At 70.1% G+C, this 11,807-nt stretch carries 10 protein-coding genes; 3 read left to right on the top strand and 7 right to left on the bottom strand.

All coding sequences use genetic code 11. The features are described from left to right. The first annotated feature begins 17 nt into the window (after positions 1-17). Positions 18-323 carry a ferredoxin gene (locus DI272_RS39695; protein ID WP_109500004.1) on the top strand — a complete coding sequence of 102 codons (306 nt, stop codon included), beginning with the start codon at positions 18-20 and terminating at the stop codon, positions 321-323. Between the two features lie 161 nt (positions 324-484). Here the strand turns inward: DI272_RS39695 and DI272_RS39690 are convergent, their stop codons facing one another. From DI272_RS39690 to DI272_RS39680, 3 genes are all read right to left on the bottom strand, one after another. Beyond that, complete coding sequence (locus DI272_RS39690; protein ID WP_109500003.1) at positions 485-1,069, bottom strand: hypothetical protein; 585 nt, start codon at positions 1,067-1,069, stop codon at positions 485-487. A 272-nt stretch (positions 1,070-1,341) separates the two neighbouring features. Next, positions 1,342-2,244, bottom strand: a complete 903-nt coding sequence (locus DI272_RS39685) for a tRNA (adenine-N1)-methyltransferase (protein ID WP_109500002.1) — start codon at positions 2,242-2,244, stop codon at positions 1,342-1,344. Between the two features lie 38 nt (positions 2,245-2,282). Continuing rightward, entirely contained in the window at positions 2,283-4,181 is a 1,899-nt protein-coding gene (locus DI272_RS39680; RefSeq protein WP_109500001.1) for a site-2 protease family protein, read from the bottom strand. Positions 4,182-4,355: 174 nt separating this feature from the next. Between DI272_RS39680 and DI272_RS39675 the strand changes: the two genes are divergently transcribed. Continuing rightward, a complete protein-coding gene (locus DI272_RS39675) occupies positions 4,356-5,426 on the top strand; it encodes a RecB family exonuclease (RefSeq protein ID WP_258314811.1) in 1,071 nt (356 codons plus the stop codon). 64 nt (positions 5,427-5,490) lie between these two features. Beyond that, positions 5,491-6,162, top strand: coding sequence for a response regulator transcription factor (locus DI272_RS39670; RefSeq protein WP_020141342.1), 672 nt, complete (start codon positions 5,491-5,493; stop codon positions 6,160-6,162). 102 nt (positions 6,163-6,264) lie between these two features. Here DI272_RS39670 and DI272_RS39665 read toward each other — a convergent pair whose 3' ends face one another. From DI272_RS39665 to DI272_RS39650, 4 genes are all read right to left on the bottom strand, one after another. After that, a complete protein-coding gene (locus DI272_RS39665) occupies positions 6,265-7,842 on the bottom strand; it encodes an ABC transporter substrate-binding protein (protein ID WP_109500000.1) in 1,578 nt (525 codons plus the stop codon). 67 nt (positions 7,843-7,909) lie between these two features. Continuing rightward, on the bottom strand, positions 7,910-9,514 hold the full coding sequence (locus DI272_RS39660; protein ID WP_109499999.1) for an ABC transporter substrate-binding protein: 1,605 nt from the start codon (positions 9,512-9,514) through the stop codon (positions 7,910-7,912). A 422-nt stretch (positions 9,515-9,936) separates the two neighbouring features. After that, the gene (locus tag DI272_RS39655) at positions 9,937-10,638 is read right to left on the bottom strand and encodes an HAD family phosphatase (RefSeq protein ID WP_109499998.1); all 702 of its coding nucleotides are present in this window, start codon (positions 10,636-10,638) and stop codon (positions 9,937-9,939) included. Between the two features lie 184 nt (positions 10,639-10,822). Then, positions 10,823-11,807: vitamin B12 dependent-methionine synthase activation domain-containing protein (locus tag DI272_RS39650; RefSeq protein WP_309221691.1), on the bottom strand; the 985-nt coding region annotated here is incomplete at its 5' end.

Below are 11,807 nucleotides of genomic sequence, written 5' to 3'. Positions count from 1 at the left end.
GCGAGGTGGCAGGAGGCGTGAGCGTGCAGCAGGAGGCCGGGGTCGACGGTGAGGCTCTGGAGGTCTGGATCGATCAGGATCTCTGTACCGGAGACGGCATCTGCGTCCAGTACGCACCCGAGGTGTTCGAACTGGACATCGACGGTCTGGCCTATGTGAAGGGCGTGGACGACGAGCTGCTGCAGGCGGAGGGCGCGACCACGCCCGTGCCGCTGCCGCTTCTGACGGATGTCGTGGACTCGGCGAAGGAGTGCCCGGGTGAGTGCATCCACGTGCGCCGGGTGTCGGACGGGGTCGAGGTGTACGGGCCCGACGCGGCGTGACGGTGGGGCGCGGGTCGGTCCCGGTGAGCGCGAGGCCGGGGAACGTCCGTCGCCGCGCCGCTGGTTGACCGCCGCCTCGGGAGGGGCGCGACGCCGGGGGCGGAATCCGTCCGGATGGCTGCGCCGGCGTGCGTGGCCCCTTCGGACAGGGTCACTGGCGCTCAGACGCTCTGGGCTCCCGCCGGGGTGGAGCGGAGGAAGGTGCCGTTCTTCCACTGCCACTTCACGCTCGTCTTGACGTCCGGGCAGCAACTGGGCACGGAGTCCGAGGAGTAGCCGAGGGTGTCGGCGCGGACGGTGGCGTCGGAGACGGTGAGGGTCTTGACGGTGCTGCGGTCCTTGGGGTCGATCAGGGTCGCCACGACGCGGGGCTTGTTGGCGTCGGCGGCCTGGGTGAGGACGTAGACGCCGTCGGGAGGGGTGCCCATGGGGGCGTCGCAGTGGACGACCGCGACGGTTTCGGGCCTGCCGTCGCCGTCGAGGTCGCCGGTGGCCTTCTTCACCACCAGGGCGGTGACGGGGCCGCAGTCGATCGGGAAGTCGACGTGGGCGGGGTTCGGGGCGGTGGCGGTCGCGGGGGCTTTCTGCGACTGCACCTGCGGGCCGGCGGCCTGGGCCGCGGTGGCCGGGTTGGGCTGGAGGACCGAGGAGAGGGCCACGACGCCGGCCACGGCGGTGGCGGTGGCCACCCAGTGGATCGGGCGGGTGTGGGTGTGAGCGAGTTCCGGGACCGCGGATTGCTGCACTAGGGGTGACTCCCGAGAGGGCTGTGGCGGTGGGGGTGTCCCGCATGGTGCCACACGTCACAAGGGAGGGGAACGGCGGGGTCGCCGGTTGTGGGCGCGCGACCGCGCGTGGTGCGGCCGTGCGCCGGAGGGCGCGGTGTGTCCGGGGCGGCGGGTGTCGCCCCGGTGTGCGCGTCGGCCGCGGCAACGAAAAGGCGCCGGGGCCGAGTTCCGGAGCTGGTGTCGGGAACTCGGCCGCGGCGCGGTTGCGTTGTAAGCGGCACGGGGCCGCCTCAGCGGCCGGAGCCGCCGTCGGCGTTGGGGCCGGCGTAGTCCTCGCCGTAGGCGCCCTTGGCGGGGCGGCGGCGCCGCATGGGCGGCTCGACGCCGTCGGCGAGGCGGCGGGCGGTGAGGAGGAAGCCGGTGTGGCCGATCATCCGGTGGTCCGGGCGGACGGCGAGGCCCTCGATGTGCCAGTTGCGGATCATCGTCTCCCAGGCGGTCGGCTCGTTGAAGCAGCCGATCTCGCGGATGGACTCGACGGTCCGGGCGAGCTGGGTGGTGGTGGCGACGTAGCAGCACAGGATGCCGCCGGGGACCAGGGCCTTGGAGACGGCCTCCAGGCACTCCCAGGGGGCGAGCATGTCGAGGATGACGCGGTCGACGTCGGTGTCGGACAGGTTGTCCTGGAGGTCGCCGACGGTGAGCTGCCAGGCGGGGTGCGGGCCGCCGAAGTAGCGCTCCACGTTCTGCTGGGCGATCTCGGCGAAGTCCTCGCGGCGCTCGTAGCTGTGCAGCATGCCCTGGTCGCCGATGGCGCGCAGCAGGAAGCTGCTGAGCGAGCCGGAGCCGACGCCGGCTTCGACGACGCGGGCGCCGGGGAAGATGTCGGCGAAGGCGAGGATCTGCCCGGCGTCCTTGGGGTAGACGACGGCGGCCCCGCGGGGCATGGACAGGACGTAGTCGGGGAGCAGGGGGCGCAGCGCGAGGTAGGCGACGTTACCGGTGGTGCGGACAACGCTGCCCTCGGGAGCGCCGATCAGCTCGTCGTGCGGGAAGGAACCCTTGTGGGTGTGGAAGTTCTTTCCCTCTTCGAGCGTGAACGTGTAGTGGCGGCCCTTGGGGTCGGTCAGCTGAACCTGGTCCCCGACCTTGAAGGGCCCGCGCCTGCGGGCGGCACCGGTCGGTTCGGACATGTGAACAGCCTACCGGCGTTTCCGGGGGCCGCCGACCACTAGGAGGGGCGGGCCATGGCCTTGACGAAGGCGCGCTCGACATCGGCGGCGGACAGGACGCCGTAGATCTCGCCGGTGTCCTCGATGACGAGGTACTCGGTGGCGGGGGTGGCGCGCAGGGCGTCGAGGAGGTCCTCCCCCGCCAGTTCCGCGGAGACGCGCATGCCGTCGGTGAGGTCCTGGGCGAGGCCGCTGACGGCGACCCAGGGGCGGCGGTGTTCGGGGACGCCGACGATGGCGGCCTCACGGACGAGGGAGAGGGGTTCGCCGTCGGTGTCGACGACGACGAGGGCGCGGGCGCCGGCTTCGTTGGCGCGGCGCAGGGCCTCGGAGAGGGGGGTGTCGGTCTCGACGGGGACGGCGCGGCGGGTGAGGTTGCGGGCGCGGAGCTCGGGGAGGTGTTCGCGCAGGCGGGCCATGCGGAGGCTGTTGCCGGCGCCGGTCCAGATGATGGCGGCGAGGATGGCGGCGAGGAGGGCGTCCATGACGGTGTCCATGCCGACGTTGTCCTCGGCGTTGGAGCCGAGGGCTCCGGACTGGGTGAGCAGCGGCAGGCCGATGAGGACGGAGACGGCGAGGGCGCGGCCGACCCAGGCGGCGGCGATGGTGCCGCTCATGGGCTTGCCGGTGATCTTCCAGACGACGGCGCGGAGCATGCGGCCGCCGTCGAGGGGGAGTCCGGGCAGGAGATTGAAGGCGGCCACGATGAGGTTGGAGATCATCAGGCCGGCCAGCAGGACGCCGGGGACGGTACCGGGTTCGACGGGCTGGAGGGCGACGTAGAAGACACCGGCGAGGACGAGGGAGAGCAGGGGGCCGACGAAGGCCAGCACGAATTCGCGGCCGGGGGTCTCGGCTTCCTTCTCGATCTCGGAGACGCCGCCGAAGAACTGGAGCTGGATGCGGCGCACGGGCAGTTTGAAGCGCAGTGCGGCGACCGTGTGGGCCAGTTCGTGGACGAGGACCGAGGCGTAGAAGGCGACGGCGAAGAAGAGGGAGACGAGGTAGCGGGCGGCGCCGAGTTCGGGCAGGACGCGGTCGAGTTGTCCGCCGAACACCCAGGTGATGAGGGCGGCCACGAGGAACCAGCTGGGCGCGACGTAGACGGGTACGCCGAAGGGGCGGCCCATGAGCAGCCCGCCACCGGGTTCGCGCGGCCGCTTGGGCGGGCGGGTCCTGGTGGTGCCGGAGTGGGCGAGGGCGCGGTGCTCGTGGTCGTGGTCGTGCGCTGCGGGGGTGGGGGTGGGGGTGGGGTCGTTCGGCGTCGGGTGCTTGTCGGTGACGGAGGAGGACGCCGGCGGGCGGTGGTCGGTGGGGTCGCCGGCCGGGTGGTCTTCCGGAGCGGCGGCGTGCTTCTTCGACTCGGCGTCGGTGCTGCTCGCCGTAACGGCGCGGTCCGGGGCGCGGTCGCTTGTGGCGTCTACGGCTGAGGACGAGGGCCCCGGGGCGGCATCGGCAGACGGGGACGGGGTCTTCGCGGCCCCGTCGGTCGACGAAGCCGGGGCAGGCGTCGCGTCGGTCGGCGAGGCAGGGGCGGCCGTCGCGTCGGTCGGCGAGGCAGGAGTGGTCGCGGTGTTCGGAGCGGACGGTGCACTTGACGTGCTCGGAGCATTCGACGTGCTCGGAGTGCCAGCAGCGTTCGCGGTGCCCGGTGTGTCTGCTCCCGGCGTTGCGGTCTCGGCGCGGCCGGTAGCGGTCTCGTTCCGCTTGCCCTCGCCCTCGCCCCCGGCCCTGTCCGCGTCCGTGGCCGTGTCGGTGTCCGTCGCCTGCGCGGGGGGTTCCTCGGGTGCTGTAGGTGTGGGGCGTGCGGGGTCGGCGGCCGGGGCCGTAGGGCCTGCGTGCTGGGTCGGCTCGTCGTTGCCGGACCGCGGCTGCCCGCTCCCGCCGCTCTCGTCCACGGTGTCCCCTCGTTCGAAGCGTCTTCCGCGCCTGCCGGCGGAAGGGTCTCGGGGTCGATGGTATGCGGCGGTCGCGTCGCGTTCCGCCCCGGCACCCCCTGTGTTTCCCGGGCTGTGGTGCCGGGCTCGGCCGTGAGTGGGTCACTGTCAGTGGTGGGCCGTAAGGTCTGGGGCATGGAGACGAGCACCGAGGGCGCGGCGGAGGCCGCCGGCGGCGGGGTCGCGGATGTGGATGCGCCGGTCGTGGGCGAGCAGGTGGCGGGGGCACAGGACGTGACGGTCACGGCCGGGGCGTCCGTCGCGACAGCGCCCGCGTCGTTGTCGCCGTCGCGTGCGAGTGACTTCATGCAGTGTCCGTTGCTGTACCGGTTCCGGGTGATCGACCGGCTGCCGGAGAAGCCGAGTGAGGCGGCGACGCGGGGCACTTTGGTGCATGCGGTGCTGGAGCGGTTGTTCGACGCGCCGGCGGTGGAGCGGACGGCGCCGCGGGCCAAGTCGCTCATTCCAGGTCAGTGGGACCGGTTGCGGGAGACGCGGCCGGAGGTGGTGGAGCTGTTCGCCGACGATCCGGAGGGCGAGCGGCTGGCGCGCTGGCTCGGGGAGGCGGAGCGGCTGGTGGAGCGGTGGTTCAGCCTGGAGGACCCGACGCGGCTCGAACCTGCCGAGCGGGAGTTGTTCGTCGAGGCGGAGCTGGAGTCGGGGCTGAAGCTGCGCGGCATCATCGACCGGGTGGATGTGGCGCCGACGGGCGAGGTGCGGATCGTCGACTACAAGACGGGCAAGGCGCCGCGGCCGGAGTACGCCGAGGGTGCGCTGTTCCAGATGAAGTTCTACGCGCTGGTGGTGTGGCGGCTGAAGCAGGTCGTGCCGCGGCGGTTGCAGCTGGTCTATCTGGGCAGCGGTGACGTCCTGACGTACGACCCGGTCCTCGCCGATCTGGAGCGGGTGGAGCGGAAGCTGCTGGCGCTGTGGGAGGCGATCCGGCTGGCGACGGAGACGGGTGACTGGCGCCCGCGGCCGACGAAGCTGTGCGGCTGGTGCGACCACCAGACGCACTGCCCGGAGTTCGGCGGTACTCCCCCGCCGTATCCCTTGCCGGTGCGGGTGGTCGTCGACGGGGAGGCGGCCGGGGGTTCGGGAGCCGGCCCCCGGGAGGCGCAGGCGCTGCCGGTGACGGTGGTGGGTGGGGAGGGCTCGGGCGAGGGTTCTGGGGGGTTCTCCGGGGAGTCGCAGCCGCTGCCGTGAGGGCGGCCGAGTCCGGCGAGGCGTCGCAGGGCAGAATGGGGCCGGACTAGCTAAGGAGACTTTCGTGGCCATCCGCGTCCTACTGGTCGACGACCAGCCGCTGCTGCGTACCGGCTTCCGGATGATTCTGGAGGCGGAGCAGGACATCGCTGTGGTCGGTGAGGCCGGGGACGGCCTCCAGGCGCTCGACCAGGTGCGGGCGTTGCAGCCCGATGTGGTTCTGATGGACATCCGTATGCCGCGGATGGACGGGGTCGAGGCGACCCGGCAGATCACCGGGCCCGGGCGGGACGGCCCGGCGAAGGTGCTGGTGCTGACCACGTTCGATCTCGACGAGTACGTGGTGGAGGCGCTGCGGGCGGGGGCGAGCGGCTTCCTGCTCAAGGACGCTCCGGCGAACGAGCTGGTGCAGGCGATCCGGGTGGTGGCCGCCGGTGAGGCGATGCTCGCGCCGAGCATCACGCGCCGGCTGCTCGACAAGTACGCCACTCATCTGCCGTCGGGCGACGAGCCGGTCCCGGACACGCTGCACACGCTCACCGACCGTGAGGTCGAGGTGCTGAAGCTGGTGGCGCGGGGGTTGTCGAACGCGGAGATCGCGGCGGATCTGTTCGTCAGCGAGACGACGGTGAAGACGCATGTGGGTCATGTGCTGACGAAGCTGGGGCTGCGGGACCGGGTGCAGGCGGCGGTGTACGCGTACGAGAGCGGGCTGGTGCGCCCCGGCGCGCAGTAGCCGGACGCAAGTAGCGCAGGCGTCGGAAGCCGTAGCGCCGGCGTCGGAACACCAAGGGCGCCCCTTCCGGAGAAGGGGCGCCCTTGGTGTTGCCGGGTGGGGTCAGCCCTTGCTGATCTCCCAGAAGCGGAAGACGGTCGAGGCGTCGAGGCAGTACTCCAGGCCGTAGACGTCGTCGCGGACGACGGCGTACTGCTTGGCCTGCCACAGGGGCAGGACAGGGAGTTCGGCGGCGACCAGATCCTGGAGGTGGCCGTAGTCGTTGTCGGTGGCGGCGCGGTCGCTCTGGGCGGCCGTGCGCGGGATGAGCGTGTCGGTGATCGTGCTGTTGGTGTAGTTGTTGCTCAGCACGTTGCCCTCGCCGAAGAAGGGGGCGGTGAAGTTGTCGGCGTCCGGGTAGTCGGGCACCCAGCCCTTCACGTAGACGCCGTACTTGCCCTTGGCTATGTCCTTCTCGTACTGGTCGTAGGCGACGGACTTGACGTCGGCGTCGAAGAGGCCGCTGTCGTTGAGCTGGTCGGCGATCGCCTTCAGTTCCTGGTCGGTGGAGGGGCCGTAGCGGGTCGGGGTGGACCAGAGGGTGAGCTTGACCTTGCCGGTGATGCCCTCGGCGTTCAGGGCGGCGGCGGCCTTGGCCTTGGAGGGGCGGGCGCCGTAGGTGTCGAAGAAGGCCGTGTTGTGGCCCGCGATGCCGGCCGGGATGATCGAGTAGAGCGAGGTGGCGGTGCCCTGGTAGACGTGCGCCATGAGGGCGTCGCGGTCGAGCAGGTAGGCGATGGCCTTGCGGACGCCGAGCTTGCCGGCGATCGGGTCGTCCATGTTGAAGACCAGGTGCTGGACCTCTGCGCTGGTGCCCTCGACGAGGTCGACGTCCGCGTCGCTGCCGGCGGCCTCGATGTCGGCGATGTCGCTCGCGCTGAGGCCCCGGTAAGCGATGTCGATCTTGTTGTCGGTGAGGTCCTGCTTCAGGTCGGCCTGGTCGACGCCGAACTTCAGGGTGACGCCGGAGTTCTTCACCTTGGCGGTGCCCTGGTAGTTGTCGTTGACGGAGAAGACGGCCTCGCCGTCGCTGAACGAGTCCAGCTTGTAGGGGCCGGAGCCGACGGCCTCGCCGTCCTCGCGCAGTGCGCCGGCGTCGTACTGCCGGTGGTCGACGATGGAGCCGGCTCCGGAGGCGATCTTGCTGGGGAAGGTGGCGTCGGGCGTGTTGAGCTTGAACACGACCGTCTTCTCGTTCGGCGTCTCGACCTTGTCGAGCATCGGGAACATGATCGCGGGACCGGCGTCGTCGTTGATCTTCAGCATGCGGTCGAAGGAGAACTTGACGTCCTCAGAGGTGAGTTCGTCACCGTTGCTGAACTTCAGTCCGTCCTTCAGCGTGCAGGTGTAGACCTGGGTCCGGGTGTCGCTGAACTCGCAGCTCTCGGCGGCTTCGGGTACCGGCTGGGTGCCGCCCTTGGGGAAGCTCAGCAGCGACTGGAAGACGTTGTTGAACAGCAGCCACGAGCCGGGGTCGTAGCCGGACGCCGGGTCGGTGGCCAGGACGTCGTCGGACATCCCCATGACCACGGAGGAGCCGCTGCTCCCGGATTCCCCGTTCTCCGTGCCGCAGCCGGTCAACAGGCCGGAGGCCAGCCCCGCCACGATGGGCAGGACCGGCCACTGGTTGCGCATGTTCACGTACGAGTGCCTTGTCGTCGGGTGTCGAATCCCGGGCCGGCCGTCCCGGGCCCCGGGCAGAGGACGATCAGCCGCTCACGCCACGGCCGAGCTCCCACAGCTGAAGGGTGGAGGAGGAGTTGAGGGCGTAGGCGGTGCCGGTGATGTCGTCGCGGGCGGCGACATACTGCTTGCCCTGCCACAGCGGCAGCACCGGGACGTCGTCGGCGACCAGGTCCTGGATGCGGGTGAGGCTGCTGGAGGCGGACAGCCGGTCGGCCTGCTGACGGGATTCCGGGATCAGGGTGTTGCGGATCTTGCTGTTGGCGTAGGGGGAGCCGAGGAAGTTGCCCTTGTCGAGGAAGGGCGCGAGGTAGTTGTCGGCGTCGGGGAAGTCCGGGAACCAGCCCATGCCGTAGACGTCGTAGGCGCCCTTCTGCTCGGCGGGGCGGAAGGTCTTCCAGAGTTCGCCCTTGATGCTGACGTCGAACAGGCCGGAGTCGTTGAGCTGCTGCCGGAGCTGCTCGAACTCCTTCTTGGTGGCCGAGCCGTAGTGGTCGGTCGTGTAGTGCAGCGTCAGCTTGACCGGGGTGGTGATGTTCGCCCCGTTGAGGAGTGCGGCGGCCTTGGTCTTGCTCGGGTCGCCGTACTTGTTGAAGAACGCGTTGGAATGGCCGATGATGCTCGCCGGCACCAGCGAGAACAGCGGTTCCGCCTGGGAGCCGTAGACCTTGGAGACGAGTTCGCTGCGGTTGATGATCTGGGCCATCGCCTGGCGCACGGCCTTGGTCTTGACCGTGGCGGCGTCGGTGTTGAAGGCCAGGTAGCGGATCTCCAGGCCGGGCATCTCGACGAGGTCGACATCGCTGTCGGAGGACGCGGAGAGCTTCTGGATCTGCTCGGGCGACATGGTGCGGGACATGACGTCGATGTCACCGTCGTCGAGGGCGGCGCCCATGGCGTCGGCGTCCGCGAAGGTACGCAGCTCGACCTTGTCGTTGTTCACCTTCAGCGTCCCCTTGTAGTTGGGGTTCTTGGTGAACACGGCGCTGACGAGCTCGTTCTTCTCGACCTTGGCCGACATGGTGTACGGACCGGAACCGTCGAGGTCGAAGCCCTCGCGCAGGGTCTTGGGCTGGTAGTCGTCGGGGTTGAGGATGCCGGCGACGGGGGTCGAGAGCTTGTACGGGAAGGTGGCGTCGGCCGTCTTGAGGTGGAAGATCACCTCGCGGTCGCCCTTGGTCTCGACGGTGTCGACGGTGGACAGCAGGCCGACGGGGCCGCCCTCGGCGTTGATGGCCCGCGCGCGGTCGATGGAGTACTTGACGTCCTCCGCGGTGACGGCGTCGCCGTTGGCGAACTCCAGGCCGGGGCGCAGCTTGCAGGCGTAGCGCTCGTTGCCGCTGTCGGTGAAACCGCAGCTCTCGGCGGCCTCGGGCACGGGCTCGCCCTCGCCGCGCGGCTGGATCATCAGGGTCTGCACGGTCTGGCGCAGGATGTTCCAGATGCCGGCGTCGTAGGCGTAGGCCGGGTCGAGCGGCGCGGGTGCGTCCTTCGAGGCAGTGACCGCGTCCGTGGTGCCGACGACTATCGCGTCTCCGCCGCCGCTGCCGCTGTCGGACCCGCCGCAGGCGGCGAGGACCGGGGCGAGCAGACCGATCACGGCCGGCAGCACCAAAGTCTTGCGGTTCATGCTCGAGTTTCTCCAGAGCTGTCGAGTCCGTGTATCCGGCATGCATGGGTGGTGCGACGGATCCACGGGGGGTGCGGTGATGTTCTCGCGACGAGATTAGTCCGCGCCCGCAGAGGGGTTCGCGGGCACCGGAGTTGAGCCGCCATCACGGAGCGAAACCGGGTGTGGACGCACCGAAAACCCGACAGGGGAAGGATTCGTGCAGGTTTCCATCAATCGGGACACAAGGGCACGGCACAACCCCCTCATTGCGGGCTACAGGCACAGGCGGCGCTACCTGTCGACCTCCTGTGAAGTGGGGAACGTCACATGGTCAAACAGGTGTGCCAGTACCGGAATTCGGCCATCCCTCAAGATTCGAATTTCTTTGCACACCGGCTCGGAAATGCTGCCGCTATCCGCGATGCACGCTGGGTGAACGCTCAGCGCATTTCCGTCATCAGGCCGCGCAGAAATGCCAGGTCGACCTCCTCCAGCGAGCTGACGACGGTGCGCCGGGCGGCGGGGGCGATGGGTGCGACGGACGGCACCGCCACGACATGGCAGCCGGCTGCCTCGGCGGCGGCGACGCCGGTGGCGGTGTCCTCGACGACGGCGCATCTGGCCGGATCGACGCCGAGTCCGGCGGCGGCGAAGAGGTAGGGGTCGGGGTGCGGCTTGGTGCGCGCCACCTCGTCACCGGCGACCGTGAGGGCGAAGTGCTGGGGGCCGAGGGAGGTCAGCACCCGGTCGATGATGCGCCGGTGGGAGGCGGAGACCAGGGCGGTGGGGATCTCGTACTCGGCGAGTTCGGCCAGCAGCCGCATGGCGCCCGGCATCAGCGGCAGGGCGCGGCCGATACGGTCCTCGAAGCCCTCGTTGAGCAGCACCGTGAGCTCGGCGAGAGTGATGTCGGCGCCGGTGGCCTCGATCAGGAACCCCGCGCTGCGGGTCATGGGACCGCCGACCACGACATGGCGCCAGGAGTCGTCGAGGGTGTGGCCGAGTCCGGCGAAGATCTCTACCTCGACGTCCCACCAGAAGCCTTCGGTGTCCACCAGGGTGCCGTCCATGTCGAGGAGCACGGCCTGCAGGGCTGAGCCTTCGGCCGTGCGGATACCGAGCGCGGGGACCGTACTGGTCATCTAGGCGCACCTCCTTGAGGGACGATCAGGCCGGTTCCCACGGAGGGAACCGGCCTGCGATGGACCGTCCAGTGTACGGCTGTCCCGGGAGATGCGCCTCGTTTAATCGAGGTGCTCCAGGGCACACCTCAAGTACCGCCCGGGGCTGCTTTGAGCTGTGCCTTTGTGCCCCTCGACCACCCTGCTAGCGGGCGTTGAAGTACTTCGCCTCCGGGTGGTGGATCACGATCGCGTCCGTGGACTGCTCGGGGTGCAGCTGGAACTCCTCGGACAGGTGGACGCCGATGCGCTCCGGCTGGAGCAGGTCGGCGATCTTCGCGCGGTCCTCCAGGTTGGGGCAGGCGCCGTAGCCGAGAGAGAAGCGCGCGCCCCGGTACTTCAGGGCGAACATGTCCTCGATGTCGCTGGGGTCCTCACCGGAGAAGCCGAGTTCCGAACGCACGCGCGCGTGCCAGTACTCGGCGAGGGCCTCCGCCAACTGGACGGACAGGCCGTGCAGTTCGAGGTAGTCGCGGTAGGCGTTGGCCTCGAAGAGCTTGGCGGTCCGCTCGCCGATGCGGGAGCCGACGGTGACGACCTGGAGGCCGACGACGTCGGTCTCCCCCGACTCCTCCGGGCGGAAGAAGTCGGCCAGGCACAGGCGGCGGCCACGCCGCTGACGCGGGAAGGTGAAGCGGGTCCGCTCGTTGCCCTGCTCGTCGAGGATGATCAGGTCGTCGTCCTTGGAGACGCACGGGAAGTAGCCGTAGACGACGGCCGCTTCCAGCAGGTTCTCCGTCTGGAGCTGGTCGAGCAGTCCGCGCAGCCGCGGCCGGCCCTCGGTCTCGACGAGTTCCTCGTAGGTCGGCCCGTCGCCGGTGCGGGCCTGCTTCAGCCCCCACTGGCCCTTGAAGAGGGCGCCCTCGTCGAGCCAGGACGCGTACTCCTTGAGCTGGATGCCCTTGATGACGCGGGTGTCCCAGAAGGGCGGGGTGGGCACGGGGTTGTCGGTGGCGACGTCGGAACGAACGTGCCCCTCCTCGGGCCGCTCCTCCTCGACCTGTACGGAACTGGCGCGCACCCGGCGTTGCTTGAGTTCGGGCAGGGCCGCGCCGGGCACGCCGCGCTTGACGCCGATGAGGGCGTCCATCAGGCGCAGGCCCTCGAAGGCGTCGCGGGCGTAGCGGACT

The organism is Streptomyces sp. Act143 (genome assembly GCF_003143935.1).
Taxonomy (GTDB): domain Bacteria; phylum Actinomycetota; class Actinomycetes; order Streptomycetales; family Streptomycetaceae; genus Streptomyces.
The sequence above is the reverse complement of the archived record's forward strand: the minus strand, read 5'-3'. Positions and strand labels throughout refer to the sequence as shown.